This window comes from Halomonas sp. KHS3 (assembly GCF_000830495.1).
GTDB classification, from domain to species: domain Bacteria; phylum Pseudomonadota; class Gammaproteobacteria; order Pseudomonadales; family Halomonadaceae; genus Vreelandella; species Vreelandella titanicae.
Genome location: NZ_JWHY01000005.1, coordinates 97,896 through 123,990, shown reverse-complemented (window position 1 = coordinate 123,990; position 26,095 = coordinate 97,896). Strand labels below are relative to the sequence as shown.

Genomic DNA, 26,095 nt, shown 5'->3' with positions numbered 1-26,095 from the left:
TTTGGGCTGGCCCCGTTTGTTTATATAACCTTGTGAAGGGAATGACTTATCACCGCGCTGATAAGAGGGGCTTGGCTAAGGTATAATCACTTTAATGATGAATGACCGTGAGGCACTTATCACGACGACTGTTGTCGTCAGGTAAGACCAATAATTTAAAGCGAAGCAATGTGAAGCGGGGAGGTTGATATGACTATTTGGCTACTGGTATTCGGTTTCATGGCACTGATTATGGGTGCGATGGCTGTGGGCGTCATCATGGGCCGCAAACCAATTGCCGGTTCTTGCGGCGGTTTGAATCAAATCGGCATGAAAGATGGCTGTGATATTTGCGGTGGCAAAGATGAGGTTTGTGAAGAAGAGAACCGCAAGCGCGGAGGTGTGCGCCGCCGTAGCGATGAAAGCCGTGGTGCCGATTTGGGCTATGATGCTACACGTCGCTAACAAGACTGCGTTGTATGCAACGGGATGATTGACCAAAAATAGCAAGGGGACGCAGAGAGCATGGCGGTTCACAATTACGATGTTGTGGTGATCGGTACGGGGCCTGCAGGAGAAAGCGCTGCTATCAACGCTGCAAAGCATGGCAAGCGTGTAGCGATTATTGAGAAGCAGGTTCAGGTAGGTGGCAATTGTACTCACTGGGGTACCATTCCTTCCAAAGCGCTGCGCCATCAGGTGAAACAGATCATGGCGTTCAACACCAACCCTATGTTCCGCGATATTGGTGAGCCGCGCTGGTTCTCCTTCCCCAAAGTGATGGAACGCTCAAGGGGTACCATCGATAAACAGGTAGAGATGCGTACCACCTTCTATGCGCGCAACCGCATTGATCTGTTTCATGGCGTCGCCCGATTTAAAGATGAGCACACCTTGTTGGTGCGTGACCGCCAGGAAGGCATGGAAGAACTGGTGGCGAAGAAAATCGTGATTGCCACTGGTTCTCGCCCTTACCGCCCGGCGGATATTAACTTCCGCCATCCGCGTATTTACTGCTCTGACACCATATTAAGCCTCTCGCATACCCCGCGCACGCTGGTAATTTTTGGCGCCGGGGTGATTGGCTGTGAATATGCATCGATCTTTTCGGGCTTGAGCGTCAAAGTTGATCTCATTAATAACCGTGACAGCCTGCTGTCGTTCCTGGACGATGAGATTAGCGATGCACTCTCCTACCATTTGCGTAAGCACGGTGTGCTGGTTCGCCATAATGAAGAATACGAGAGCGTTGAGGGCGATGAGTCAGGCGTCGTCGTGCGTCTCAAGTCAGGCAAGAAAATTCGCGCTGATGCATTTTTGTGGGCCAATGGGCGAACCGGTAATACCGACAGCTTAGGCCTTGAGAACATTGGCTTAACCGCCAATGGGCGTGGCCAGCTAAGCGTTGATGAGCACTACCGCACTGCGGTTTCCCATATCTACGCAGCGGGCGATGTAATTGGCTGGCCGAGTTTGGCGAGCGCGGCTTACGACCAAGGCTTGAACTCGTGCAATGAGTTGCTCGATAAAGAGTATCGCTTTGTGAGTGATGTACCTACCGGAATCTACACCATCCCTGAGATTAGCTCGTTCGGCCCCAATGAGCGTGAACTTACCGAAGCCAAAGTGCCCTATGAAGTAGGCAAAGCTTTCTTCAAAGATACCGCCAGGGCACAAATTACCGGTGATACTGTGGGTATGCTTAAAATTCTGTTCCACCAAGACACCCTGGAAATACTCGGTATTCATTGTTTTGGCGACCAGGCGTCTGAGATTTTGCATATCGGCCAAGCGATCATGCAGCAAGAGGGCGATGCCAACACGCTCAAGTACTTTGTAAATACCACGTTTAATTACCCGACCATGGCAGAAGCGTACCGGGTGGCTGCGCAGAATGGTTTAAACCGGGTTTTCTAGCCACAGCTTTAGCGAGGGCTTTGTCAGGCGTCTAATCCGAGAAGTTGCCTTTGTCGTAGACGTTTAAGAGTCACTGGATTCGCGAATAAGCGTATGGCCGTAAGCTTGTGGTTTGTTATCAGGTGACGGCTCAGTGGGGGGCAACAGTTTTTCAACGCGGTTGCGCCCCAGTGCTTTAGCTTGATAGAGCGCTTTATCGGCAAACGAATAAAGCTGCTCAAACGTCAGCGAGCCGACTTGGCACGTCGTCACGCCAATGCTAATAGTCGGGTTGGTTTGCTGCTCTATACCGCTCAGCGTATTAACTTCGACCTCTCGGCGCAACCGATCTGCTACCTGAAGTGCATCATGGGTAGCGGTGTTGGGCATCAATAAACAAAACTCCTCTCCACCAATCCTCGCTAATGTATCCGATGGACGGCTAAGCTCGCGAAGCTGCTTACTGATCTGGCGAAGTACCTCATCGCCGGTTGGGTGCCCGTAGGTATCATTAATTTGCTTGAAGTGATCAAGATCTAACAGCAGCAGGCTAAGCGGTGCTCGATCGCGCTGGGCTTGGGTAAGCGCAGCGGATGCTATATTGACCAAATGGCGCCGGTTATATAGCCCGGTCAGTTCATCGGTTAGCATTAGCTGATGCATGACGTTGCGCTGACGGTGGAGATGAATAACCGCTAGGCAGAGTGTAATTGCAGCGCTGACCATTAACACCAATAGCGCACTCACCGCAATCGAGAGTCGCTGCATCACCAAACGTTGCTGAACAGAGGTGTCGCGCACTTCTTCTAGCAGCTGGTTGTATAGCCAAGCCTGAGCGCCGCCTACCTCCATGGCAACCCGTTGTAACGGATCAATCAGCTCTGGGCGCTGTTGGGCTTGCTGTGACTGCTGGGTTAAGTCTGAAAGGCGATTGTTAAGCTCGCTGAAGTGATTATGCAGGTATTCAACGTCCGAGATGAGATATCGGTGGCGTTCAATACTGCTCTGTATGTTATTTAAATGCTGTTTGGAAAGTGAAATAAAATAATCGATGTATTTAATGTGTTCGCTGCTAGGCTGGCGGCTGCCTTCCTCTAATGCGGCCCGTAACTGAGGCGTGGCCTGTTGGGCTAGAACAATATCACTCACTAGCGTGGTGTAATCGGCGCTAGCTTTTTGGCACGCACTGTAAACATAGCTGCCCATTACTGCGGACATAGCGCAAAGAAGGACGGCAAAAATGGATGCTAAGCGCCCACCGGGCTGACGAAGAAAGTGGCGCATCATCATGAGATAATCAGCAAGCAGGCAGTGATGCCGCCCCTCTCTGTATACTGCCGAGCAGGCGAGAGTACGTTTGGTAAAAACACGTAATCATCAAAAGAGTGCTTCCGTTGCAAAGGGCAGTTCTGCATGGCACCTCTCCGTTAATGGGTAGGTAATCCAATGAACAGCTTAAAGACTTCATCCTTATGCAACTTAAGCACTCACCCGCCGAGTCTGCCATCCCACAACTTTACTAATTGCAGGATCATACTTGTGCTCGTTATTATTAATAACGCTGTTAGTGATTGATATTTAATCGTTATTTAGAGAGTCTAAGGCTAAGCTTGCTTTTTCTCGCCAGCTACCATCAAGGGAGGCAGCGTGGGTTAATGCTTCGCGCGCGTCTTCAGGCGCATCGCTTTGCAGTAGTAAAAGGCCTAGATTTAGCCATGCAGCGCCCATTGACTCATCCAGCTCGGTTGCCCGTTCAAACGCCTTGCGTGCGTTGCCGGGTTGTTGATCTGCGTAAAGTGCATTGCCTAACGCAAACTGCCCCATAGCGTTAGTGGGGTGGCGTTTTACAAACGCTTGCCAGCTTGAAAGCGTAGCGCGTGGCCCATGGGCCTCTTCGTAGGCGCTAAGCGCTTCTAAGGCGTTGCGGGCAGTAATACCTGTAGGCAAAGTACCTGGTTCGGCCACCACAAATCCCCAGCGCTCTGTGCGTGCCCAAGTGGCATCGAAACGGCTGAACGACATGGTATGGCGCTCAATCTCGCCGCTGCGCAGAATAAGCGTTTCACTGGGCAAATCGTAACCAATGGCCACAGCGTAGTGCCACATTGGATAAATCGGCAGCGACAAATTCTGCATAACGACCACCGGGTCGCCCGCTGCCAAATGGTTTAATAGGGCGTCCATGGTGCCGCGAATAGGAAACGCGAGCTGCTCATGCCGTCTCACCGTTGCCAGCATTTCTGGCTGCACACTGCCATCGCGTCCGGGCAGAAATACTTGAGGAATCAGCTCCTCAACGTCGGTGTCGACACCCTGGTGATTGAGTACCATTGCCAGCGTGGCAGGGCCGCACTGAAATTCTGTTTGGGCGTAAAACGGTACGCTGGTGATTTCTGTATGGGGCGGTAGGGCTTGATAGGTGCTTTGCAGTAATACCGGATTACGCGCACAGCCGCTGAGCAGTAGCAGCATAATAAAAACGCCCGCAAAGCGGGCGTTGGAAAACAGGTAGGTCATGAGCGGCCTTGTATTAGCGAGTAAACGGGTAAACGTCGGTTAGGCCGAGAATGTCGGTTACCAGCAAAATAATGAAAACGGCAAATAAAGCGCCTACAACGCCGGCACCGGCTGGCAGTTGCTCAAGCTGATCGGCCATTTGCTGTGCTTCAGCATCACTGAGTGATGCAACGCGAGCCTCGACTTCGTCCAGATCAACACCCTGTTTTACCAGCTGATCTTGCACATCGGCGCGGGCCAGGATCTCGTTAATCCGTTCGCGATCAGCGCCAGCACGGTCAGCTGCCAAAACAGATTGGGTGGAGACTAAATCCATTGATTGGGGCGCAGTGGGTGCAGCGGCAACGGGTAAGCTGGTAATAACCAGCGCTGCAATCAGTAGGGTAGAGAGGTAAGCACGCAATGTTTTCATCGTCTTCTTCCTTATAGACTAGTCGGGGTGGTAAGGAATGAGTATAGAAACAAATGGTTTGATTTTTAAGCGTAATATGCAAAGTGCTAATTATTTGCACTAATGCGATAGGTCCAGGCCGACTCTGAGAGCAGCCCGCGGCCCCCGGCCATGGTCATGGCTAAATCGTGTAAGCCGGGCCATAGTGGCACCGCTGCTGCCCCCTTGACGGCTAAGTCGAGCCGCTGGGCCATTAATAGCAATTTATGTAAGCGCTTCATGGGCAGGCGGCCAATGGCTTTCTGGTAAGCGGGGCGGCGCTTATCAAAAATCATCGGCTTTTGGGTTTTGCAGGCGTGCTCAAAACTCTGCCCTTGATCCAGGTGCTGATGCAGCGAGAGCAGCGTGCGTAGCTCTCGGCTAAGCGCCCACAGCACGATAGGCGCCTCAACGCCTTCACTGCGTAAGCCATTCACAATGCGCGAAGCGCGGCTGGGTTCGCCTTTCAGGCAGGCATCGGCCAAATTGAAGACATCAAAGCGGGTGCTGTCTTCTACTCCCTGGGCAATACTTTCCACGTTCAAGCGGGTGCCTTGGGGGTGAATCAGTGCCAGCTTTTGCAACTCTTGGTCAGCGGCCAAAAGATTGCCTTCGGTGCGCTCTCCCAGCAGGCGAGCGGCTTCCAGATCAATTTGTAGACCGTGCAATGAAGCACGATCCCGTAGCCAGTAGCCTAAGCGGGAAGCGTCCACGGGCCACACGGGAACAAACAAACCGTGCTTATCCAGCGCTTTGAACCAGGCGCTTTTTTGCTGCTTGGCATCTAGCTTGCCCATACCAATCAGTAGAACATCATCGCTGTTATCCAGGGTTTCGGCGTACTGCGCTAACGCTTTACTGCCATCTTGACCCAGCTTGTGGTTGCCTAAGCGCAGCTCCAGCAGCTTGCTGGTTGCAAACAGCGAGAGGTTGCTCGACATTTCCATCAAGCGACCCCAGGCAAAATTGGGCTCGACATCGAGTACTTCGCGCTCCTCGACACCCCCCTGGCGAGCTGCAGCCCTTACAGCATCGCAGGCGTCGCGATGCTGTAAGGGCTCATCCCCCGCTACGATCACTACGCGGGGTAGCTTTTTTGCTAACGCAGCGGGTAGCTGATCAGCAAATACCTTCACTGCATGCCCTCAACGTAAGTAAGGCGCTCAATGATTTGCTGAGACAACTGGCGTGCAAGCGTCTGTTCTGCTTCCATCATTAGCGTTTCGCGGTTAAGGAGGTCGTCATCGCTAACGCGAATGCGGGTATCCGTCGACAGCGTTTCATTATTGATGTGATAGGCATTCGATGCTCGCTCCTGAACTGAGAGTCTGGTGCTAAGCGTTAGCTCGTGCTCGCGGCTTGCCCTGCCATCACCGCCGAGTCGACGCTCGGTTAAAACAGGCGTGCCCAACGTGACCCTCCAGGGCGCATCAGCAGCTACCTGAGTGCCTAACTGCTGAAGACGTGAGGCGATCTGCTGAGCGACGGCACTGTTGGTGTCGCCTTCTAAAGCAAGGGGGGGCAGCGTAGGCAGCGATTCAGAACCGCGTAGCCGAAACCCACAGCCGCTGAGCAGCACCGCCGCCGAGGCGGCGATGCTAGCGGTTAAAAATGTGCGTCGGTTCATCCACTCACCACGATATTAACCAGTTTGCCGGGCACCACGATCACTTTACGTACGGTGTTGCCCTCGAGGAAGCGCTGAACGTTTTCATGCTCCATCGCCAGCTTTTCAATAGACGCCTTATCTGCGCTTGCCGGTACTTCAAGGCGAGCACGCAGTTTACCGTTGACCTGTACCACCAGCTCAATGCTGTCGCGGGTAAGGGCGGATTCATCTACTACCGGCCAGGTTGCTTCAATGGCCGGGCCTGAATGGCCAAGCGCTTCCCAGAGGCTATGGCACAGGTGCGGCGTAATCGGCGAGAGCAAGAGTACGCAGGCTTCCAGCGCTTCACGGCTAACCGCCAGGCCAAGTTCAGAGCTATCGTCGAACTTACCGATAGCGTTGGACAGCTCCATCACCGCAGCAATGGCGGTATTGAAAGTGGTGCGGCGGCCAATGTCGTCGCTGGCTTTCTTGATAGTCTCGTGGGTTTTCCGGCGCAGCGTCTTTTGATCGTCGTTAAGTGCATTGACGTCCAGCGTGCCGGGCGTGCCCGCTGCCAAGTGCTCATTGACTTGACGCCATAGGCGCTTCAAGAAGCGGTGCGCGCCCTCTACACCTGAATCCGACCATTCCAGGGACTGCTCGGGGGGGGCGGCAAACATCATAAACAGGCGTACGGTATCGGCACCAAACTTGTCGATCATCGACTGCGGATCAACGCCGTTGTTTTTCGACTTGGACATCTTCTCGATGCCACCCATTTCCACCGGATCGCCGTCGCTCATGAGGATAGCGCTCAGAGGGCGGCCTTTCTCATCACGCTTCACTTCCACGTCAGCGGGGTTAAACCACTGCTTGCCACCGTTATCAGTGGAGCGGTAGAAGGTTTCCGCAATGACCATGCCCTGGGTCAGAAGCTGCTGGAAGGGCTCGTCGGAATCCACCAAGCCAAAGTCACGCATCAGCTTGTGGAAGAAACGCGCATACAACAGGTGCAGGATGGCGTGCTCGATACCGCCGATATAGAGATCCACCGGCAGCCAGTAGTTGGCGCGCTCATCCAGCATTGCTTCGGTGTTATCCGCACAGCAGAAGCGCGCGTAGTACCAAGACGACTCCATAAAGGTGTCGAAGGTGTCGGTTTCGCGCGTCCAGCCATCGCCCAGGTCAGAAAACGCCGGCATCTTTTTCAGCGGCGAGCCGGAGGCGTCTACGGTGACTTCCATGGGTAGCGATACCGGCAGTTCATCATCGGTGAGCGGAACGGTTTGACCTTCCGGGCCGTATTTCACCGGAATTGGCGCGCCCCAGTAGCGTTGGCGGGCAACGCCCCAATCGCGCAGGCGGTAGTTGGTTTTGACTTCGCCACGACCAAGCTCCGCCAGTTTGGCGGCAATGGCATCAAAGGCTTGTTCAAAATCAAGGCCATCAAACTGACCTGAATTAACCAGCTTGCCGTATTCGGCGTAGGCCGCCCCAGAAACGTCGGCAGGCTGGCCGCTTTCATCGGCGATGACCGGTTTGATGGCAATGCCGTACTTGGTGGCAAACTCCCAGTCGCGCTGGTCGTGGCCAGGTACCGCCATGACGGCACCGGTACCAAACTCCATGAGCACGAAATTTGCCACGTAAACGGGCACTTCATCGCCGGTTAGCGGGTGAACCGCCCTATGGCCGGTGAGCATGCCTTTTTTCTCTTTGGTGGCCATCTCTGCTTCGGAGGTGCCACCCCTGGCGCACTCGTCGCAAAATGCAGCTAGCTCGCTGTTCTGCTCGGCCGCCTGCTTGGCCAGCGGGTGGCCAGCTGCAACCGCCACATAAGTAACGCCCAGCAGCGTATCCGGGCGAGTGGTATAAACCGCCAGCGGCTCATTGGCTTGGCCATCAGCGCCTTTGACATCAAAGGTCAGCTCGACACCGCGGGATTTACCAATCCAGTTGCGCTGCATGGTTTTGACCTGCTCGGGCCACTCGACTTTATCCAGGTCGGCCAGCAGCTCATCGGCGTAGTCGGTAATCTTCAAGAACCACAGCGGTATCTCTTTACGCTCAACCAGCGCACCGGAGCGCCAGCCGCGGCCTTCGATAACTTGCTCATTGGCGAGGACGGTTTGATCCACCGGATCCCAGTTAACCGTCGACATTTTCTTATACACCAAGCCCTTTTCTACCAGCTTGGTGAAGAACCACTGCTCCCAGCGGTAGTAGCTGGTATCGCAGGTGGCGAACTCGCGGCTCCAGTCGTAGGCAAAACCCAGCGCCTTCAACTGATTGCGCATGTAGTCGATATTTTGGTACGTCCACTTGGCGGGCGGCACCTGATTCTGGATGGCGGCGTTTTCCGCGGGCATGCCGAAAGCGTCCCAGCCCATGGGCTGCATGACATTTTTACCCTGCATGCGCTGGAAACGTGAGACAACGTCGCCGATAGTGTAGTTACGCACGTGGCCCATGTGCAGCTTGCCGCTGGGGTAGGGGAACATGGAGAGGCAGTAGAACTTCTCGCGGTTGGCGTCCTCTACGGCTTTGAAGCACTGATGTTTGTCCCAATACTGCTGGGCGTCGCGTTCGATATCACGAGGGCTGTAGTGTGCGTCCATCGGTTTATTAATGCCTTGGCGTATTCGCCCAAAAGGGGCGCAAAGTGAATGTTAGATGACATCTGTCAGATAAGTGAGGTCGATTGTATCCTATGCGGGTGTATCCTTGAACGGTAAGCCGATGATAGGTAACTGCACGCGTCGACAAAAGGAGAGGCACCATGAGTGAACAGCAGAATGACAATCGCCTGCGCGAAGGCTATGAGCGCTTGCTAGAGCGGATGCAGGGGGGCGCCAATGAGCTAACCTGGGAAAACTTGCAGAAGGATTTGGACGACGCGGTCGAGTTTGAAGCGGAGCTAGAGGAGTACACCAAAGATGAGCTAGCCCTGCTGCGCGCCTGGGTCGAGCGTGACCTGAAAGATATGCGCTACTACATGGCAGATACCGGCAAACAGGTAGCCAGCTGGTTGGGCATCGACATTGACGGCCTTTCGCGCCGCGTGGCGGAGTCGCTGCTTTCAATTGCTGACCGCAGCGTGGTCGAACGCGAGCGCTTCGAAGAAGATTTAGAAGCTGCCCGCGCTGACTACTGCGAAGGTGAGATGGCGGCGCCTGGCCTAATGGCCTGCACCCACTGTGATGCCCAGGTGATGCTGCCTACCGTTGCACGCCTGGAGCCTTGCCATCAGTGTGGCCATCGCTACTTCTACCGTTTTCCCAATAAAATCATTGAGACCTGATCGATTAGGTAACCAGTAAGCTGACGCCTGCGATCGCCCCTAGCGAGAGCAGGCTCATGACTGCTGCATAGAGCAGGTTATTTTTCATCATGCGGTAGCCGCTCACCCCGTAGCGCCCCTGCAGTGACAGGTTGATCCCCGAAAGCGGGCCCACGCTGGTGCCCACCGCCCATGACGTTAACGCCACAAACGCAAACACGGTCTGTTCTCCGTTCTGCAGGTTCAATATTGAGGCCAACACCGACACCCCAATAATGGGATGTAAGCCTGCCAGCGCGCTCAGGGTAATTGCTGCAAAGCTAAGCATCGCCTGAGGTGTGCCAAAGCGGGTGAATAGCGTCCAGTCGCTGCCTGCCGCGGCTGTTACCAGTGTTGAAAGCCCAATCGTTAATAGCCCCGCGGCTAAAAACAGCGAAATTTCCCCGCGCATGGCCGGTAGCCGCGTGGTGGTGTGCTGGCGAATACGTCGCAGGGTAAAACGGGGCCCATGGGGTAGGTTGCTCAATACCGCCACGCTGGGCAGCAGAAAGGTAATAATGCTGACAATGGTAAGGGCAGGGGTGAGCACAAAGTGAAAAAGCATCACCAACGCTGCCATACCTACCGGCATCAATAGGCTACGTGGTGCCAGTGAGTAGCCATCCACCTCGCTGAGATCAAACCGGCGCCGCAGCTCTAGCGTGGTTAACAGCCCCGACAGCATCGCCATGGGAAAACCCACCACGGCAATTTGCGCGTACTCAACGTCGGGTACTAGCGCGATCACTACGCCCATGGAGGCAAAAAAAGGCGACCACAGCGCCGCGCTAGAGAGCCCGCGGTTAAGCGCCAACAGCTGCGGCGTAGTGAGCGGCCCACGCCGGGCCAGCTTATCGCCGACCATAAACACGGTAGAGAGATTTAAAATCGTACCCAGGAAGTGAACGCCCAACCAGGTACGCAGCACGCCACCCGCTCCGGTCACTCGACTTCCCGTCGCGCCCTTATTACCTTGCTTACCAATCAGCGAAATAAAACTAACGCCCACCAGCATCGCCGCCACAAACGAATTGCCCTGCAACATAGCGGGCCAATCCACCTCGGCGCCATACACAAACCGCGCCACCAGCAGCATGCCCGCACCGAGTGCGATTAGTACGGCCGCCTGAATCCGCGAACGCTTAGGAATATCCCGCCACAGCAACACAACCGCCACCCACAGCAAATAGCTCACCGCATGCGCAGTACTCAACCAACTGGTAAAGCCAATAATTTGTGCGATCAATCCAAGCAAAATCAGCACGCCCGCCAAGCGCTGCCGAGAAGTCGTCTCTTGCATGCCAAACCCTTAATAGTGAATTAGCAGGCTAATAGGATTTGCAAAGGAAGGCCAGTGGCAACGAGTTATGAAGCAAGAGCATTTTGTACACGTGAGAAGAATTGGCAACACTACTTGCGTAGCCACATTTTGTAGCGCGTGGTAACGAGCGGAGCGAGGCACCCGCGAGAGCATCGCGCAGCGATGCCAGACCAAGGCAACCAAACTGACTGTTGAGCCCAAGATAAAAAAATTTGCATAGCCACGTGACCTAAGGCGAACTTGTGAATAAAGTAAGGTTAATAAACTAGCGTGAGCAATTTAAGAGAGCGGTCTGGTGGCTTAAGACAGTATGCCGGGTGGAAAAAAAACAGAGACGGTCGCAAGCGGAGCGTTTTAACGTAACCCAGGTGCGCCGTGGCGGTAGCGTGGTGAGAGTAAATGCCTAGTAACTAAGCTTATAGCATCCAGAGGGCTTGTTAAGCCCGCAAAATGTTGGCCGAGCACATGGGTATAAATCTGTGTGGTAGATACATCAGAATGCCCAAGTAATTCTTGAACCGTTCGAATATCCCTACCGTTTCTCAGCAGCTCGGTAGCAAAGCTATGACGAAATGTATGGCAAGAGATCCGCTTATTAGTCAGCTTTACAGCCGTCACGGCTTTTTTTAACGCCTTCCTGGGTACAGAATCATGCAAATGGTGGCGACACAACACGCCAGTAACGGGATGGCGAGAAATGCTGCTAGATGGAAACAAATACATCCACGCAGACTGCCGGTAAGCAGAAGGGTATTTTTTTGCCAAAACACCCGGAATAGAAGGGCCAATGCTTTCCTGATTGTCTCGGGTCATCTCCTTGAGGATACTAGCGACTTCAGCCGCCATGAGCACTTCAGGCAACCGTTGTGGCTTGGAGGCATACTTGAATTCAAGATCACCCAATGGCTGTTTCAGGAATTGGTTATACAAATACGCCAGCGCGTTCAACGCTATACGTTGGGTGTGGACTACGACATTGCGTTCAGTGGCCAGGTGACCGAGGAAGCCCACAACTTCGGCTGCCCCCATTTCAGTTGGATGACGGCAATGGTTGTATCGAATGAAAAAGCGAATCCAGTAAATGTATGTTTTCTCAGTCCGAATGCTCATCCCGCGGACGCGAATAGACGTGCGAACCTCATTTAGGAAAGGGCTACTGGCCATTTGGGGAAACTCTCTCAATTGCTGTATATAAAATCAGTATAATAAAGTATTCTTAATCTGTAATGCGCGCTTTTCCATATCGCTGGCGGGGTAAGTGCTCAAATTTGCAGCTGTGTCTTAATAAAGCCTTTAAATAACAATGAGTTGATAAATTCAATTGTATGTTTATGTGCAATTTGTAAAGATATCTTAAAATGGTTACGTGCATGCGCATTTCTCTAGCGAACTGTTGTATGGATATTGGTGATTTACCAATACTATCAATTGGTTGGTAGTTTTTGGCAGGGTTGGGCCTTCCAGAAAAACGCGCATGCGCACTAATAAACTGTTAGGCAACTACAGGATTCGATTTTGTTTGTATTTTCTTTCATCATATTTTCGGGATCATTGGGCTGGATGTACTTCGAGCCGGGCTGGGAGCCAGCGTTGTTTTCAATATCTAGCCTAGCAGCCCTTATATTTAACGAAAGCCATGTAAAGAGGTATTTTTCAGAAAAATTAAGGACCTTGAGAGCCAAAAAAATTCCTATCGAGAATGGCTTGATTGCAATCTCCGACGATGAGCTTTTAGATATAGTTCGACCGCTATGCTTGGGGGAAATCAGTCGTATAAATTCGAAGATAGAAATGCTAAAAGCCTGTCTGCGCATGCCCGAAAGAATGTAAAGGACAAGAACCAAAAATTTTATGCTCTCTCCCAAGTAAAGAGATCTAATTCGAAGCTTGAACTGGTTGGTTCTGGGGTAGAAAAAATTATCTACCTATATAACAAAAGGCTGCTAAACGTCGCTATCGACTGTGTTCCAAAAATTATCAAAAACTTTGTTAAAGTTGTTTACTCGTCTTCGACCGGGTATCCAAGTTTTTCAGAAAAAACGAAGCCCTTTGATGTCTACTCAAATAATGTGACTGACGGACAAATTCATTTTGTTGCAGATATACCTGAAACTATAGTAAAGCAGATTTTAGAAAAGCTAAATCTCTCGTCCACACAGCAACTTGCAATACCATACCAGTACTCATTACTGGACTTGCCTGACAAGGCAGTATACGAGTACGTAGTCCCAGCACAGCTGTTTGCTGCGTTGACGAGGTTCGAGGGCTTAAATAGCGAGGATCAGTTCTGGGCGATACATAACTGGGCTTTCGGACCTCATTAAAATGCCTAACCAGGCCAAGCACGGCGACAGCTTTTCCGTTGCGGCTTCGCCTCCACTCCAAAGCTGCGCGTGTTGGCAGCGTTACATTTTGAGGGACAGGCTCTTTGCTCAGTTTCAAAAATAAAGTTCCCACTGACCTGGAAATTCTGGAGTACATATACAGGCACTACTACAATGTGTTCGTTAAATTCGACAAGGAAAACCCGAGTAGGGATGCGAAAATCTATGTCCCTATCGATTGTAGTAGGATCGCCGATCACTTTGGTGTGGATCGGGACATTATATTTGGTCGGCTGTATTACCATTTAGAGCAGAAGTATGCATACTCTTCCGACGGCGTGAAAGTACACTTCTTCGCCAATCGCCTTAAAGAAGACACAAAGTGCATAAACTTCCCATATATGGCCTCTATACTGTCTGATCTTCAGGACCAACAGCGGAAGTATGGGTGGTCGCTAAAGCTATCAATTATTGCAATTGCAATATCTGCAGTTTCCGTAGGCTTTACTGTATATAAGACATTGGATCCGGCACCAGAGGCGCAGACCAATGCAGTCCAAAAAGAGAAAAAAATGTAACAAGTCAATTAAGTTCGTTCCGGCCTGCGGCCTCCACCGGACGCCCCTGTCGGGCCGCCGCTTATTTCAGCGTTGTACCTATGTGATTAGGGGGACTCCGAGTGAAATGGTTTATTCTTTTGTTATTAGCGCTATTTTTGTTTTCCGCAATCGCTGGTTACCAAACAGGGAAAGACTATTTGTCCCAGAACAACGTGGTGCACAGACATGCCTTCGGTAACATTACTCATAAAGTTATTGAAGATAAGGTTTACCTAGTCAAAGAGATAGATGGCTCCGACTCTTACATTTACGATGTAAACACGAATGAGCTTAGTGTAGCTTCATTGGAAATTCTATTGTCAACGTTAGATCGCAAAGACAAATCTCCCTTGTCCTTGGATGGCAAGATTTTTTCCGGCATCGTTGGCGGTGCAACTCTGGGGTTTTCGGTCAAAGATGTACTAACTAATCCAAGAGCTGCTCTCCAGCGTGCGCGGGGCGATTGGAGGAGGATGCTCATAGCGATGTCTGTGATGGCATCGGGATACGGTTTAGGGTTTTGGGTGGCCACCAAAGACCTACCGAACATAAACTCGCAACGGGTCTCAACAATTCTTGAAGATAGAGAAAATTGGATAAAGCAAGAATACATAGAATACTTACTACTTGTAAAAACAGGTGTTAAAAGACTCAAATTCTTGATTGAAAATTCAAGCGAAAAGAAAATTTACGAGCAGCGCTTAGAAGAGTTGACTGGGGCATCGCTTGAAATGGAAATACTTAAGCATCGAGAGAAAGCTGACTTGAAATCAGACCATTTTATCGCTGCATATTCAATACTTGCTGAATCGTCAAATGAGTACGATAAGCTAAAGGAATACAACGATAGTTTCGTTGAAAGATGGGGCGCCTATTTTATGTGGGGATTCTTGGCATTAGGGATGTGTATTCTTGCCGGCTTTTTTTTACAGGAAAAGTTTCGTGAGAACCGTGGTAGGTAGATACAACAATCGGTTGCAGCGGATTCGCTCCGCTCACCGCTGAACCGAGCGTTGAGCCTGTAGAAAAAAACCGCTGACGGCTAAGTTTTGGTAGGATCGAGAAAACAGACGAGGAGTGGTCAGCATGCCGCGCTTCAAGGCTTATAACTACGATCAGAACGCCATGGTGGTGATCAACTACCAGGATCAGCTCCAGCCAGGCACCTTTGAACACGCGGTGCACTACCTGATCGAGCACAAGCTCGACTTATCCGTTTTCCATCCCAAGTACTGCAACGACGCGACCGGTCGGCTGGCCTACGATCCGGCTATCCTACTTAAGATTATCCTGTTTGCTTACTCAAAAGGCATCACCTCCAGTAGTGAAATGCAGTGGTGCTGCGAGACCAATATTATTTTTAAAGCTCTTTCCTGCGATACCGTTCCCCACATCACCACACTGGCCAGCTTTGTCAGTCGCCATGCCGATGAGATTGAAGCGCTGTTTGAATGAGTGCTGCTGGTGTGCCATGAACAAGGCTTTCTGGGCAACGAGCTCTTTGCGATTGACGGCTGCAAGATGTCCTCCGATGCCTCTAAGTAGTGGTCGGGTACGTTCAAAGATAAGAAACATCAGATCATCATTGACGCTCAGGCCTTTGGTTAAGGCCAGGAACATCACACCCTGAAGCCATTTCTGGAGAAGGTTGAAGCGCGTTTTAAGCAGTTTGGCATCGGGCCCGTCGTGACCACCGATATTGGCTTTGCCAATGACAAATTTATCGGGAATAAATTTGCCCAGCCGCAGGCTGGCCCGAAGGGCAAGTCTCATGGATGAGATGAGTGAATTGCCTGTATGAACAGTAGATCATCACTGATTGGATGAAGCACCGAGTGGATAGTCCCCAGGGCAAGCAGATCTACAGCCATCGCATGTCGGTAGTGGAGCCGGTGTTCAGCAATATTGGCACGAAGAAAAGACTGAACCAGTTCAGTCTACGGGGTAAGAAAAAGGTGCAGGGCCCGTGGCAGTTATACTGCCAGGTGCACAATATTGAGAAGTTGGCGAATTACAACCATTTTTCAGCGTGGTGAAGGGGCTTATAGACCGCTTTATGAACAAAGTATCCGTTTTATTGTGTTAAAGGGTGCAGTTTGCATAGTGGGGCGCTGAAATTTAGGGGCTGTCCAGTCAAATAAAATGGCTGAGTAAATAAATTAGGACAAAAGGCGGTGGGGGAGGAAATAGGGTTTTTCTTATAGCCTCGTTAGATTTACTTACACAGATTGGAGAAATCATGCAGTTTGCAGTAGCATTAATCGAATACTTAATTTCTGGCATAGTCGCATCTGCCTGGCTAATGACAGTATTAAGCAATTACATCCCTTTGCCATTCAAGCTCATTAGTGATTATAAAGAGCTTATTTTGGTAATATACTTTCCCATCGCATATGTTTTGGGAATATATGTAGACGTAGTATCATCATTTTTGATACGACGCACAAAAGAAATAGATACAGCATCAAACAAACACATGAAGCCATATGCTTGGCTTAGGTGCGGTGTAGTCAAATGCTTTACCTTTATTGCTGGCACACCAAAGTCAGACTCATATGAAAGAAGCGCTGAAATACTTTCATACTCCATACCGGACGCTGTAAGAACCATGGAGGCTTATGTTAGTAGAGACCGAATTGCCCGCGGCATGGCTCTTAACTCTTTCCTAGGAGCAATCACAGCTTATGTATATGCCCCATGCGAACTGAAATCAACAATCACCATTGCATGCCTAGCATCCTTAATCATTTCTCTTTTGGCATACAAGCGCCTTCGTAGACTATCCTCACGCTTCAAAAGAGTGGTACTTCCAAAGATAAGAAAAAGCAGCACTACCAGAGAAAGCGAAACTGAAAATACCAATGCGTAAAAAACTAACAACTGGACAAATCGTTCGCTGCGCTCACTTGGAGGGCTAAAGCACTTCCCTTAACCAAATGTTGAGCCTGTAGAAAAAAACCGCTGACGCCTAGGTTTTGGTAGAATCGAGAAAACATACGAGGCGTGGTTAGCACGCCTCGCTTCAAGACCTATAACCAAGATCAGAACGCCATGGTTGAGCTCAGCGACCAAGATTAGCTCTAACACGGCACCTTTGAGCTATATGATTGAACACAAAATCGTCTTGTCTTTTTTCCAAACAAGGTGATGTGCTTATAGCGGTGTAATGTCTCGTCAGGTTTCGCATAATCATACCCCACCTCAGTAACGGCTCACATAAATGTCCAGGCCAACACCCTCGTAACCTTATTTCCCTGCTTCATCTCTATTTCCCGACTATCAACGGCACCGAGCTTACGAATCAACTTCTTTGCAGGCTTAACATTGTCAGCTTTTGAAACCAGGCTGCTAAACCAGCGGCATTGAGTTGAATACACTTGGCTTTCTCTTATAAGCTTTTTAAGAAACAGCTGTTCACCACCCTTACACCAAAGCTCTGCCTCCAGCCCACCAAAATTTAGGGTGGGAGATTTAGCTTTTGCTTTTTGTTCACCGCGACTACGCGCAAGGTTATTGAGTTTAAGCTGGCTACCTTTCAGTGCTTCATCAAGCGAGGCATGGAAGGGTGGGTTGCATACGCTGACGTCAAAGAATTCCCCCGCTTGAATGATCCCTTCAAATATGTGGTTTTTATCGTGCTGCGTGCGCAGCGTGAAGCGATCTTTGAGTGTGGGGTTGTTGGTGATAATCGTGGCTACGTTCTCAAGCGACTGAGTGTTAATGTCACTACCGACACACTGCCAGCCGTAAATTTGGCAGGCCAGTAGCGGGTAGATTCCATTTGCTCCAGTCCCTATATCAAGCAGCTTGATGCTGGACTGTTCATGCCCAAGCCCAATTAAATCCGCCATGTAATGGATATAGTCGGCTCTGCCTGGGATGGGAGGGCAAAGCGCGCCCTCTGGAATATCCCAGTCGACAATGTCGTAGTATCGGCTTAATAACGCAGCGTTGAGCGTTTTTACGGCCAATGGGACTGCGAAATCGATGGAAAGGTCGCCATAAGCGTTCGCTTTCACATGGGGGGCTAGTGCTGGGTGGCTTTTTACGAGAGCTGGGAAGTCATAGCCTTGGTTGTGTAGATTCTTCGGGTGCAGGCCTTTGCGAACAGGCTTGGTTCGGCTATTTTCACTTCGGTGGACGGTGTTCACAGTAATAGGCCTGAGGCTTGGCGTTCAATAGTCGAATGGGCTTGTCTTAGTCCGTGATTATAATCTTAATAGCTGTGTTGAGCATACTCGGCAGTTCGAGGGTGGCGTGAGAGCTCAAAGAGGTTCGGATTTTGATTCATGATTGCTCTTCTTGCTCACTCGCTGAGGTATGGTTTGAAGAAGGTGATTCCGATGTTTACCTCAACCTGAATGGGGTGGTGACAGAGGAGAGGAAGACTCTGAGGCGATCCATTATCTAGAGTACGAGGGACAGATAATCGAGTCTGTAAGAATCAGCGTGGCTTTCTGCCCATTTTGCGGCTAAAAACTCGCAAGCTCGCACCGGTGCAAGCGGCGTTAAATTTTCAATCGAGTTAAGTGATGAATATTGAGATTGTTGAAAAAGCAGGTCACCTTAAGCTGATAGAAATTTGGGAAGCATCGGTCAGAGCAACCCACGATTTTTTGGCTGAAGATGATCTACAGGAGCTAAAGCCTTTAATTCTGGAACAGTACTTTGACGCTGTTGATTTAAGGTGTGCTAAAAACGGCAATGGTGAAATACTGGGTTTCTGCGGTGTACATGACGGTAATATTGAAATGTTGTTCATCTCACCTGATGCGCGCGGAAAAGGTATTGGTTCATTGTTAGCGGCCCATGCTCTCAAAGAGCAGGGAGCGACAAAAGTCGACGTTAATGAACAGAATGAGCAGGCGCTAGGTTTTTACCAGCATATTGGCTTTAAAGTGACGGGGCGCTCTCCGGTTGATGGGCAGGGTAAAGCCTATCCGCTGCTACATATGGCGCTATAAAAATTTATCAAGGCTAGGCTAGGCACGGCGACGGCTTTTCCGTTGCGGCTTCGCCTTTACTACAACGCGTTGGGTGTCATAGGGGAAGAATTTAATGCCAACGATGTATGACAAACCCGTTCGCATGTTGATGCAGGACATGATCCCCGCACTTGGCATATCTCCTGGCGGTACGTTCACGCGGGAGCAAGCTGTTCATTGGTTCGCTGAAAACTATCCAAAGATCAAACAAGGTACCGTTGCCGCGCATTTGATCCGCCTCTCTACAAACGTGCCGACGAGGTTGCAGTATAGCGTGCGATCCGATGGATCGGATGATCACTTCTACAAGATCGATAGCAGCACTTTTCGACTGTACGAACCAGGAAGAGACCCCACTCCGATCTCGGAATCCACCCCTGCTCCTGAAGAGCCACCTGAATCACCCTCTGACGGAACTGGCGAGTTTGCCTATGAGCATGACCTTCGAGATTTCCTAGCGAGAAACCTTCAACTTCTTGAGCCGGGCCTTACCTTGTACACCGATGAGGGCATCACTGGTGTAGAGTTTCCCGTCGGCGGTCGATTCATCGATCTATTGGCAGTTGATTCATCTGGAAATTACGTCGTAATCGAACTAAAGGTGTCTAAGGGCTATGATCGAGTAGTCGGCCAGCTCCTTCGGTACATGAACTGGATTAAGATAAACCAAGCTGACGAAGGCCAGCGTGTTAGAGGTGTAATCGTCGCGAAAAACATTAGTGAAGATCTTAGTCTGGCTTGTGCTGGGTTGCCAGATGTCGCATTAGCTGAATATGAGCTGGCTGTGTCGATTAGGCCAATTGCTGGGCTGAAGGCATGATGCCCAACAAATCGCTATAGGCGATGTTTGACCCGCCGCCCACTTTTGCCAAAGCTAAAAGAATTGCCTTCAGCGTATGCTGATATCTATGAACAATTCTGTTGTGCCAACATATATGGCTACTGGCATAGATATTGAAGCGTCTCTGTACATGATTTCATCGGATGCAGCCTAGTAAAGCACATCTACGTGCAGCGCTGTTTAGCGAGTTGTTAGTCTGAGCTACAGCACGGCCCGAAACTAACATTAACAAGTCGCTATAGTACGGCCGATGGCCGCCAGACGCCCTTTCATTGTGGCTTCGCTTCCATTACGAGGGCGCAAAACTCAGCGTTATGTGTATCAATTGGAACGGAGGTATAAATGAAGTCCATTACGACCTCGCTGATGTTTGTAGGAGAGCAAGCCGGGAAGGCCGAACAGGCAATCAAGTTCTATACTTCACTATTCCCTGGTTCATAGTTCATCAATATTCAGCGCTACCAAGCTGGCGAGAATGAGCCAGAGGGTTCCACCAAGATGGCTAGCTTTTACGATAAATCGAAAGAGATATAGCTGAAGGTTAGGTGGTTTCCTAAACTGGACACTGAGATGTAGCCCGGGCGAGGGTGACACCGTGGAAATCGATGAAAACAAGGTCGACGATACTGTTTTGGCTCTTCTCTACCTGACATTGCATGACGGTGCTCGCGCGTGGAAGACTTTTGATTGGGAGTCGCTAAATAGGCTTCACGAAAAGGGGTTCATTGCTGATCCTGTCAATAAAGCGAAGTCAGTCGTTTTGACAGAGGAGGGGCTTCAGGCATCAGAGCGACTTTTCAATCAGCTTTTCTCCATGAAGCAGTAACATTGGCAGGCATTCAGGCGGATATCGCTAACGACACACGAGTTAATGCATAACTAGTGGCTGTTATCGGCCCTTCGGGGCTGGCCCATTCTCTCGGGGAGAGAAATGTTAGTCGCGATGCTTCTTGTCATTAATTGCGGCGGTGTTGTCGATTTTGATCAGTGGCGAACGACTACTCTATGCAAAACGCATTATTGCGGTGCTGCAACCCGGAACAATGCTGAATCCACGCGAGGAAGTCCGTCATGAGCCAGATTAAATCACCTAGAGTTGTCTCCAAAGAGGAATGGTTACAGGCACGCAAAGCCCACCTAAAGAACGAGAAGGCGCTCACCCGCATGCGCGATCTGGTCGCCCGTGAACGGCGTGAGCTGCCATGGGTCAAGATGGAGAAGGAATACGTCTTCGACACGCTGGAAGGGAAGAAGACGCTTACCGAACTATTCGGCACAACCAGTCAACTGGTCATTCACCATTTCATGTTCGGCCCTGACTGGAATGTGGGCTGCCCGAGCTGCTCGCTGGAGGCGGATCATGCCGAAGGCGCTATTGTCCACCTCGCCAATCACGATGTCAGTTACGTTCGTGTATCCCGCGCGCCGCTGGAAAAGCTGGAAGCCTACAGGAGGCGCATGGGTTGGACTGCCACGTGGGTGTCCTCCCAGGGCAGCGATTTCAATTTTGACTTTCAGGTCTCTTTCGCTCGGGAGGATCTTGAGGCTGGTCGGCTCTACTACAATTACCAAGCTATCAAGGATCCGAAATACTTCAGCGAAGAGCTGCCCGGTCTTAGTGTTTTCTATAGGGACGAAAGCGGGGCCGTGTTCCACACCTACTCCTGCTACGCCCGTGGCAATGAGGAGGTCATTGGCGCCTTCGTTTATCTCGACATCACGCCGAAAGGCCGCAACGAGAAGGAAATCATGGACTGGGTTCGGCGCCACGATGAGTATGACGCGAGCCCCGCAAACGTGAGTTGTCACTCATGCTGATGATCTCTGCCGACCGCCTAGCACTCGATCACAACACTCCGGTTTAGCGGACAAAGTTGAGGCTGCGGCCGGTGAAGATCTGCCTATCTCGCTTGGTTATGGCGACTCGCATCTGACAAATCTCAGTACCTGCGGCCCCAGTTTTCGAACCTTTGTTGCCGGGCAAACTAATAGCTTTTGGATGCATGTTGATTTCGATGTGCGATGTGGTTGATTCTAATGAAATGCCCGCGGCAGACTGTCCAGAAAATAAATTAAGACAGTAGGAAATATGAGGTAGATCGAAATTTGGTTTTACTAGAGCCTTGTTACTTATCCTGTACTGGCTTGTGGCCAAGTCTCAGGCTAAGGAACGGATAAAGCTCTAAAATATTAAACTCGGAGATAGAATACGGTGAACAGTGCGTCTCATAATATTAAAGGTCGGTGTCGTTGTGGCCAGGTTGAATTTGAGGTTAGCTCAAAGCCCATGATCACAATGGCTTGTCACTGCACAGGCTGTCAGCAAATGACTTCAAGCGCGTTTAGCCTTAGTTCGCTATTTTCTAGCGCTGCCTTTTCGATTACATCTGGAGAGCCCGTTATCGGAGGGCTGCACGGTCATACACACCACTTTTTCTGTGAGCATTGCATGAGCTGGCTATTCACACGTCCTGAAGGTATGGATGACTTTGTTAATGTGCGCTCAACGTTGCTAGAGAATTCTCGAACCTATAAGCCATTCATTGAAACTTACACGGATGAAAAGCTGGAGTGGGCGATTACTGGTGCAGAGCATAGTTTCGTTAAGTTTCCACCACAGGAGAAATTCCCAGAATTACTCCAGGAGTATGCGCAAAAACAAGGATAAATGCAGTATTGAAGAATGTGGTTCAGCACACATCAATCGGCTGCAGCGGAGCAATTCACGCTGCACTTCAATCACCTCCGAACGCAAGCACCTGGAATTGGGCGGCGGAATATACGCAGACCTAACAGGCGAGGAGTATGTCGCGGATTTCTTGCTGCCCAACTTCTACTTTCACTTGGTCACGACTTACTCAATATTGCGCAGTGTCGGAGTGCCGATCGGTAAAAAAGATTATATGCTTCACCTGATGCCAAAAGTGAAACAAAGTGCAATCTAACCAGCACTCCGAACTGATTACTGCATGTTTCTGCGCAGCTCAAGCTCCGGTATGTGCTGATGGAGAAGTAATTTGAACATTACAGATTTACCTTTCGGGGTCACGGATTGGTCTGAAATTGAGAGGACTGAGTACTCCGGAGAATACGGTGTTGCTTATTGGAAGACTCGAAATTTCGGGGATATCCGGGTTCGTATGGTTGAGTACAGTCCTGGCTATCTGGCGGATCATTGGTGTGCTAAAGGGCACATATTGCTCTGCCTCGAAGGTGAGCTTCATACTGAGCTAGACGATGGTCGTTGTTTTGTTCTCACGCCTGGTTCGAGCTATCAAGTTGCCGACAATGCAGAACTTCATCGTTCTTCGACGGAGCAGGGAGCTACGTTGTTCGTCGTCGATTAGCATCGCATAATCACTGTTATGGATAGGGAGTAAACGTATGGTCTTCGACTTACCTGCACCAGAGCAGCAAGACTCCAAGTCATTGGTTGGCAGTATTGCGGCTCGGCGCAGCGTGAGGGAGTACACGAATGCACCGCTCCCTATCGGTGTTTTGTCTCAATTGCTTTGGTCGGCCCAGGGCGTAACAGGGCCGGATACAAAAAGAGCAACGCCATCGGCAGGTGGATTATACCCGCTACACCTAAAAATCTTGGTGCAGCGGGTATCGGAACTTGAGCCCGGTATCTATGAGTATCAGGCTGATAATCATTCGTTAAAGTTAATTGGGAACCGTGTTCCGGAAGGGGCAGTGCAAGCGCTAGGGATTGGCGATCAACCATGGTTGAAAGAAGCGGCTCTCGTCATTGGAGTTGCCGCGAATCTTGGAGAGGCAGTTCGGCACTTTGAAGCTCAGCCACCCCAGGGAGAACGCGGCGCTCGCTATGTCTATATGGAAACGGGGGCTCTAGCACAAAATGTTCATCTTCAGAGTACAGCGCTCGGAGTTGGTTGTGTTTTAGTGGCAGGTTTCGATGATCCAGGGGTGAAGGAAGTATTGAGATTGCCTTCAGACTTGGAGCCTACTGCGCTGCTTTGTATTGGGCAGCGGCGTGCCTGATAGAGGAGTCGTCATTCATGTTCTCTACTGAGTTCTTGCTTACCTCGTTGGTTGTCGTACTTATCCCAGGTACAGGCGTTATCTTTACCGTTTCCATTGGCTTAATGCATGGGCGTCTGGCAAGCCTCTATGCTTCTCTCGGTTGTACACTTGGTATTGTGCCGCACCTACTGGCTACTGTTCTGGGCCTTGCGGCCATCATGCATACGAGCGCGATAGCATTTCAGGTGCTCAAGTATGCGGGTGTCGCGTATCTTCTTTACCTTGCCGTTGTTACTTGGCGTGACCGAAGCGCTTTCTCTGTTCATGAGGTGAAGCGAAAGGGTGATGCCGTTTCGCTTATGAGCAAGGCGTTTCTGCTGAATATCCTCAACCCCAAGCTGACCATTTTCTTCTTGGCCTTCTTGCCGCAGTTCGTTGCAACTGACGCCCAGTCATCATTAGGACAATTGTTTGGACTGAGTGCTATTTTCATGGCGATGACCTTTGTTGTCTTCGTCATCTACGGGCAGCTTGCCCATGCGTTTAGAGCAGCCGTTATTGAGTCACCGAAGATTCAGAGTTGGTTGCGCAGAAGCTTCTCAGCAGCGTTCGCGGGACTAGGCTTACAGCTCGCTCTGACTGAGCGGTAAGGCTTAACAATTCATTTAAACCGACACCGCAAAGCGGTGCGGCTTAATTCAGCGCTAGGTACAAAGAGAGAAGGGATGAGCGCGACACGAATAATGATCTTCGGAGGCCCTGGCGCAGGTAAATCCAGGTTGGCTCTTAGACTGTCGAGAGTTCTTGACATAGCCGTTTATTGTGTTGATGGGGCCGTTCATGATGAGAAGGGGAAGCTTCGGCCAAACTCCGAAATTGATTGCACAGTAAGATCCTGGGCATCAAAACATCAATGGATCATTGAAGGAGGAAACTCCAGAACCTATTCGGATAGAGCATCTAGAGCTACCGTTCTTGTATGTATGAAGCCGCCACGTTGGCTAAGAGTCTATCGAGTAGCTATTCGAGATAAGCTTAATTTTTCATCGCTTTATTGGTCTTTTAAGTATGATGAGGTGTTTGGGTTTAAAGATGATCTAACCTTGAGCTCAGTAGGAAGAGATATTGCCACCTATAAGATTAGAACAAATAAAGATGCAGATGAATTATTAAAAATACTGGCGCGGAATAATTGTTCTTCATCGCTATGAATGAATAATGCGCTGTGATCATGGGTATAAAATATTCAGTGTGCGAAATTAAGGAGCACCAAATTGGCCAGCATGTTAGAAGAAGGGAAAGAAATTCTATCCCAGCAGCCCTTCAGCTTGCTGTTGGGTGCAAACTTGGAAGTATTTGAAACTGGCTTTGCTGAAATAAGCCTTAAAATGAGAGAAGAGTTTAAGCAAAACAATGGTTTTGCGCATGGTGGTATCGTTAGCTATTTGGCTGATAACTGCATCACCTTTGCTGGCGCGTCAGTACTAGGAAGCTGCGTTACCTCAGAATATAAAGTAAATTATGTTCGGCCTGCTGTTGGAGATCGGTTGGTTGCTAGATCTACAGTTTTATACTCAGGTAAGCACCAGTCTACTTGTGAGTGTAAAGTATACTCGCAAGGAAATGGCGAGGAGAAGCTGGTTGCGGTTTCTCTTGGAACCATAAGCAAGACCGGTGCGTTGTAATCTAACCATTCATTCCGAAGGCCAGCTTACAACATGCACATTTTTTGTGTGGCCGCTGCACTCCTAACTGTGCACAAAAAACTGCACATTGCAGGCTGTCCTTACACTCAGCTTTAGCCATTAAAAGGAGGAATTGAGATGTGCGAGACTCTAGAGAAAAGCGTTTCGTTTCGCGTGGCCACCCGCCAAGATCTGCAAGCTATCGTTCAGATGCTCGCCGATGATAGCCTTGGTCTAAAGCGTGAAGATCCTTCAACTCCTCTGTCTCGTTCCTATCATATGGCCTTCGAAGCTATCGATGCTGATCCTAACAATGAGTTGGTAGTTGCAGTTACAGGTCATCATATTGTGGGCGTGCTTCAAATTACCTTCATTCCATATCTAACCTACCAGGGGGGATGGCGAGCTCTGATAGAGGGCGTTCGCGTATCCAAGGAAATCCGGTCATCTGGAATTGGTCGCGCTATGTTTGAGTGGGCCATAAATCGCGCTAAAGAAAGAGGGTGTGTTCTGGTTCAGCTCACAACTGACAAGTTGAGGCCGGATGCATTACGCTTTTATGAGGGCTTTGGCTTTGTAGCGTCTCACGAAGGAATGAAACTCAAGCTGTAATCCTACAAG

At 50.2% G+C, this 26,095-nt stretch carries 30 protein-coding genes; 21 read left to right on the top strand and 9 right to left on the bottom strand.

Features of this window, described 5'->3' with window-relative positions; all coding sequences use genetic code 11:
- Window positions 1-189: 189 nt before the first annotated feature.
- Window positions 190-444, top strand: coding sequence for a (Na+)-NQR maturation NqrM (nqrM, locus tag RO22_RS13740; protein WP_022523176.1), 255 nt, complete (start codon window positions 190-192; stop codon window positions 442-444).
- Between the two features lie 60 nt (window positions 445-504).
- Entirely contained in the window at window positions 505-1,896 is a 1,392-nt protein-coding gene (gene sthA, locus RO22_RS13735; RefSeq protein WP_027957527.1) for a Si-specific NAD(P)(+) transhydrogenase, read from the top strand.
- Window positions 1,897-1,959: 63 nt separating this feature from the next.
- Here the strand turns inward: sthA and RO22_RS13730 are convergent, their stop codons facing one another.
- The 6 genes from RO22_RS13730 to leuS all read right to left on the bottom strand — a co-directional run bounded on the left by RO22_RS13730 (window position 1,960) and on the right by leuS (window position 9,031).
- Entirely contained in the window at window positions 1,960-3,165 is a 1,206-nt protein-coding gene (locus RO22_RS13730; RefSeq protein WP_027957526.1) for a GGDEF domain-containing protein, read from the bottom strand.
- A gap of 288 nt (window positions 3,166-3,453) precedes the next feature.
- Entirely contained in the window at window positions 3,454-4,392 is a 939-nt protein-coding gene (locus RO22_RS13725) for a PA2778 family cysteine peptidase (RefSeq protein ID WP_027957525.1), read from the bottom strand.
- 13 nt (window positions 4,393-4,405) lie between these two features.
- Window positions 4,406-4,804, bottom strand: coding sequence for a PA2779 family protein (locus tag RO22_RS13720; protein ID WP_009286979.1), 399 nt, complete (start codon window positions 4,802-4,804; stop codon window positions 4,406-4,408).
- A gap of 86 nt (window positions 4,805-4,890) precedes the next feature.
- On the bottom strand, window positions 4,891-5,958 hold the full coding sequence (holA, locus tag RO22_RS13715) for a DNA polymerase III subunit delta (RefSeq protein ID WP_027957524.1): 1,068 nt from the start codon (window positions 5,956-5,958) through the stop codon (window positions 4,891-4,893).
- Window positions 5,955-6,449, bottom strand: a complete 495-nt coding sequence (locus tag RO22_RS13710; RefSeq protein ID WP_041158535.1) for a twin-arginine translocation signal domain-containing protein — start codon at window positions 6,447-6,449, stop codon at window positions 5,955-5,957. Before RO22_RS13710 ends, holA begins: the two co-directional genes overlap by 4 nt.
- A complete protein-coding gene (gene leuS / locus RO22_RS13705; protein ID WP_041158534.1) occupies window positions 6,446-9,031 on the bottom strand; it encodes a leucine--tRNA ligase in 2,586 nt (861 codons plus the stop codon). The genes RO22_RS13710 and leuS overlap by 4 nt, the downstream gene beginning before the upstream one ends.
- 161 nt (window positions 9,032-9,192) lie before the next feature.
- On the opposite strand from leuS, the gene RO22_RS13700 reads away from it, so the two are divergent.
- Entirely contained in the window at window positions 9,193-9,714 is a 522-nt protein-coding gene (locus tag RO22_RS13700) for a zinc ribbon-containing protein (protein ID WP_009286975.1), read from the top strand.
- 4 nt (window positions 9,715-9,718) lie between these two features.
- Here the strand turns inward: RO22_RS13700 and RO22_RS13695 are convergent, their stop codons facing one another.
- Together RO22_RS13695 and RO22_RS24165 are read right to left on the bottom strand one after the other, a co-directional pair.
- Window positions 9,719-11,032, bottom strand: a complete 1,314-nt coding sequence (locus tag RO22_RS13695) for a hypothetical protein (RefSeq protein WP_041158533.1) — start codon at window positions 11,030-11,032, stop codon at window positions 9,719-9,721.
- Between the two features lie 375 nt (window positions 11,033-11,407).
- Entirely contained in the window at window positions 11,408-12,217 is an 810-nt protein-coding gene (locus RO22_RS24165; RefSeq protein WP_084625341.1) for a phage integrase N-terminal SAM-like domain-containing protein, read from the bottom strand.
- A 587-nt stretch (window positions 12,218-12,804) separates the two neighbouring features.
- Between RO22_RS24165 and RO22_RS13685 the strand changes: the two genes are divergently transcribed.
- The 5 genes from RO22_RS13685 to RO22_RS24470 all read left to right on the top strand — a co-directional run bounded on the left by RO22_RS13685 (window position 12,805) and on the right by RO22_RS24470 (window position 16,845).
- The gene (locus RO22_RS13685; RefSeq protein ID WP_041158531.1) at window positions 12,805-13,377 is read left to right on the top strand and encodes a hypothetical protein; all 573 of its coding nucleotides are present in this window, start codon (window positions 12,805-12,807) and stop codon (window positions 13,375-13,377) included.
- 679 nt (window positions 13,378-14,056) lie between these two features.
- On the top strand, window positions 14,057-14,938 hold the full coding sequence (locus RO22_RS13675) for a hypothetical protein (protein ID WP_041158530.1): 882 nt from the start codon (window positions 14,057-14,059) through the stop codon (window positions 14,936-14,938).
- Between the two features lie 124 nt (window positions 14,939-15,062).
- A complete protein-coding gene (locus RO22_RS25040) occupies window positions 15,063-15,431 on the top strand; it encodes a transposase (protein ID WP_235270510.1) in 369 nt (122 codons plus the stop codon).
- A gap of 368 nt (window positions 15,432-15,799) precedes the next feature.
- Window positions 15,800-16,012 carry a transposase gene (locus RO22_RS25035; protein WP_052475631.1) on the top strand — a complete coding sequence of 71 codons (213 nt, stop codon included), beginning with the start codon at window positions 15,800-15,802 and terminating at the stop codon, window positions 16,010-16,012.
- Window positions 16,013-16,215: 203 nt separating this feature from the next.
- Window positions 16,216-16,845, top strand: coding sequence for a hypothetical protein (locus RO22_RS24470; protein ID WP_152618910.1), 630 nt, complete (start codon window positions 16,216-16,218; stop codon window positions 16,843-16,845).
- 343 nt (window positions 16,846-17,188) lie between these two features.
- On the opposite strand, the gene rlmF is transcribed toward RO22_RS24470, so the two are convergent.
- Complete coding sequence (gene rlmF / locus RO22_RS13660; protein ID WP_041158528.1) at window positions 17,189-18,127, bottom strand: 23S rRNA (adenine(1618)-N(6))-methyltransferase RlmF; 939 nt, start codon at window positions 18,125-18,127, stop codon at window positions 17,189-17,191.
- A gap of 381 nt (window positions 18,128-18,508) precedes the next feature.
- On the opposite strand from rlmF, the gene RO22_RS13655 reads away from it, so the two are divergent.
- The 13 genes from RO22_RS13655 (at window position 18,509) to RO22_RS13600 (ending at window position 26,086) form a co-directional block, all read left to right on the top strand.
- Window positions 18,509-18,940 (top strand): acetyltransferase, encoded by a 432-nt coding sequence (locus RO22_RS13655; protein ID WP_041158527.1) that lies wholly within the window; start codon window positions 18,509-18,511, stop codon window positions 18,938-18,940.
- A 94-nt stretch (window positions 18,941-19,034) separates the two neighbouring features.
- Window positions 19,035-19,781: an endonuclease NucS domain-containing protein gene (locus tag RO22_RS13650; RefSeq protein ID WP_041158526.1), complete on the top strand. Its 747-nt coding sequence runs from the start codon at window positions 19,035-19,037 to the stop codon at window positions 19,779-19,781.
- Between the two features lie 363 nt (window positions 19,782-20,144).
- A complete protein-coding gene (locus RO22_RS24880; protein ID WP_200890251.1) occupies window positions 20,145-20,243 on the top strand; it encodes a VOC family protein in 99 nt (32 codons plus the stop codon).
- Window positions 20,244-20,397: 154 nt separating this feature from the next.
- Entirely contained in the window at window positions 20,398-20,628 is a 231-nt protein-coding gene (locus RO22_RS13640) for a DUF6429 family protein (protein ID WP_041158525.1), read from the top strand.
- 245 nt (window positions 20,629-20,873) lie between these two features.
- Window positions 20,874-21,620: a DUF899 domain-containing protein gene (locus tag RO22_RS13635; RefSeq protein ID WP_041158524.1), complete on the top strand. Its 747-nt coding sequence runs from the start codon at window positions 20,874-20,876 to the stop codon at window positions 21,618-21,620.
- Window positions 21,621-22,089: 469 nt separating this feature from the next.
- Window positions 22,090-22,470: a GFA family protein gene (locus RO22_RS13630; protein ID WP_084625363.1), complete on the top strand. Its 381-nt coding sequence runs from the start codon at window positions 22,090-22,092 to the stop codon at window positions 22,468-22,470.
- Window positions 22,451-22,747 carry a DUF1993 family protein gene (locus tag RO22_RS24155; RefSeq protein ID WP_200890250.1) on the top strand — a complete coding sequence of 99 codons (297 nt, stop codon included), beginning with the start codon at window positions 22,451-22,453 and terminating at the stop codon, window positions 22,745-22,747. The genes RO22_RS13630 and RO22_RS24155 overlap by 20 nt, the downstream gene beginning before the upstream one ends.
- Window positions 22,748-22,819: 72 nt before the next feature.
- Window positions 22,820-23,149: a DHCW motif cupin fold protein gene (locus tag RO22_RS13620; RefSeq protein ID WP_041158522.1), complete on the top strand. Its 330-nt coding sequence runs from the start codon at window positions 22,820-22,822 to the stop codon at window positions 23,147-23,149.
- A gap of 37 nt (window positions 23,150-23,186) precedes the next feature.
- On the top strand, window positions 23,187-23,807 hold the full coding sequence (locus RO22_RS13615; RefSeq protein ID WP_052475630.1) for a SagB/ThcOx family dehydrogenase: 621 nt from the start codon (window positions 23,187-23,189) through the stop codon (window positions 23,805-23,807).
- Between the two features lie 17 nt (window positions 23,808-23,824).
- Window positions 23,825-24,439, top strand: coding sequence for a LysE family translocator (locus RO22_RS13610; RefSeq protein WP_041158521.1), 615 nt, complete (start codon window positions 23,825-23,827; stop codon window positions 24,437-24,439).
- A 75-nt stretch (window positions 24,440-24,514) separates the two neighbouring features.
- Window positions 24,515-25,000, top strand: a complete 486-nt coding sequence (locus tag RO22_RS24465) for a hypothetical protein (RefSeq protein WP_141441002.1) — start codon at window positions 24,515-24,517, stop codon at window positions 24,998-25,000.
- A gap of 72 nt (window positions 25,001-25,072) precedes the next feature.
- Complete coding sequence (locus RO22_RS13605) at window positions 25,073-25,474, top strand: PaaI family thioesterase (protein WP_041158656.1); 402 nt, start codon at window positions 25,073-25,075, stop codon at window positions 25,472-25,474.
- A gap of 138 nt (window positions 25,475-25,612) precedes the next feature.
- On the top strand, window positions 25,613-26,086 hold the full coding sequence (locus RO22_RS13600) for a GNAT family N-acetyltransferase (protein ID WP_041158520.1): 474 nt from the start codon (window positions 25,613-25,615) through the stop codon (window positions 26,084-26,086).
- The last annotated feature ends 9 nt before the right edge of the window (window positions 26,087-26,095 follow it).

What these genes read in the sequence shown, in the direction of transcription:
- RO22_RS13700 (WP_009286975.1), top strand. Translation starts at nt 9,193, where the DNA reads ATGAGTGAACAGCAGAATGACAATCGCCTGCGCGAAGGCTATGAGCGC.
- RO22_RS24880 (WP_200890251.1), top strand. Translation starts at nt 20,145, where the DNA reads ATGAAGTCCATTACGACCTCGCTGATGTTTGTAGGAGAGCAAGCCGGG.
- RO22_RS13600 (WP_041158520.1), top strand. Translation starts at nt 25,613, where the DNA reads ATGTGCGAGACTCTAGAGAAAAGCGTTTCGTTTCGCGTGGCCACCCGC.
- RO22_RS13610 (WP_041158521.1), top strand. Translation starts at nt 23,825, where the DNA reads ATGTTCTCTACTGAGTTCTTGCTTACCTCGTTGGTTGTCGTACTTATC.
- RO22_RS25035 (WP_052475631.1), top strand. Translation starts at nt 15,800, where the DNA reads ATGAAGCACCGAGTGGATAGTCCCCAGGGCAAGCAGATCTACAGCCAT.
- RO22_RS13710 (WP_041158535.1), bottom strand. Translation starts at nt 6,449, where the DNA reads ATGAACCGACGCACATTTTTAACCGCTAGCATCGCCGCCTCGGCGGCG.
- RO22_RS13685 (WP_041158531.1), top strand. Translation starts at nt 12,805, where the DNA reads ATGCTTGGGGGAAATCAGTCGTATAAATTCGAAGATAGAAATGCTAAA.
- RO22_RS13630 (WP_084625363.1), top strand. Translation starts at nt 22,090, where the DNA reads ATGATCACAATGGCTTGTCACTGCACAGGCTGTCAGCAAATGACTTCA.
- nqrM (WP_022523176.1), top strand. Translation starts at nt 190, where the DNA reads ATGACTATTTGGCTACTGGTATTCGGTTTCATGGCACTGATTATGGGT.
- RO22_RS13655 (WP_041158527.1), top strand. Translation starts at nt 18,509, where the DNA reads ATGAATATTGAGATTGTTGAAAAAGCAGGTCACCTTAAGCTGATAGAA.
- RO22_RS13695 (WP_041158533.1), bottom strand. Translation starts at nt 11,032, where the DNA reads ATGCAAGAGACGACTTCTCGGCAGCGCTTGGCGGGCGTGCTGATTTTG.
- RO22_RS24465 (WP_141441002.1), top strand. Translation starts at nt 24,515, where the DNA reads ATGAGCGCGACACGAATAATGATCTTCGGAGGCCCTGGCGCAGGTAAA.
- sthA (WP_027957527.1), top strand. Translation starts at nt 505, where the DNA reads ATGGCGGTTCACAATTACGATGTTGTGGTGATCGGTACGGGGCCTGCA.
- RO22_RS13720 (WP_009286979.1), bottom strand. Translation starts at nt 4,804, where the DNA reads ATGAAAACATTGCGTGCTTACCTCTCTACCCTACTGATTGCAGCGCTG.
- RO22_RS25040 (WP_235270510.1), top strand. Translation starts at nt 15,063, where the DNA reads ATGCCGCGCTTCAAGGCTTATAACTACGATCAGAACGCCATGGTGGTG.
- leuS (WP_041158534.1), bottom strand. Translation starts at nt 9,031, where the DNA reads ATGGACGCACACTACAGCCCTCGTGATATCGAACGCGACGCCCAGCAG.
- RO22_RS13650 (WP_041158526.1), top strand. Translation starts at nt 19,035, where the DNA reads ATGCCAACGATGTATGACAAACCCGTTCGCATGTTGATGCAGGACATG.
- RO22_RS24470 (WP_152618910.1), top strand. Translation starts at nt 16,216, where the DNA reads ATGCAGTTTGCAGTAGCATTAATCGAATACTTAATTTCTGGCATAGTC.
- RO22_RS13615 (WP_052475630.1), top strand. Translation starts at nt 23,187, where the DNA reads ATGGTCTTCGACTTACCTGCACCAGAGCAGCAAGACTCCAAGTCATTG.
- RO22_RS13635 (WP_041158524.1), top strand. Translation starts at nt 20,874, where the DNA reads ATGAGCCAGATTAAATCACCTAGAGTTGTCTCCAAAGAGGAATGGTTA.
- RO22_RS24155 (WP_200890250.1), top strand. Translation starts at nt 22,451, where the DNA reads ATGCGCAAAAACAAGGATAAATGCAGTATTGAAGAATGTGGTTCAGCA.
- RO22_RS13605 (WP_041158656.1), top strand. Translation starts at nt 25,073, where the DNA reads ATGTTAGAAGAAGGGAAAGAAATTCTATCCCAGCAGCCCTTCAGCTTG.
- RO22_RS24165 (WP_084625341.1), bottom strand. Translation starts at nt 12,217, where the DNA reads ATGGCCAGTAGCCCTTTCCTAAATGAGGTTCGCACGTCTATTCGCGTC.
- RO22_RS13725 (WP_027957525.1), bottom strand. Translation starts at nt 4,392, where the DNA reads ATGACCTACCTGTTTTCCAACGCCCGCTTTGCGGGCGTTTTTATTATG.
- RO22_RS13730 (WP_027957526.1), bottom strand. Translation starts at nt 3,165, where the DNA reads ATGATGATGCGCCACTTTCTTCGTCAGCCCGGTGGGCGCTTAGCATCC.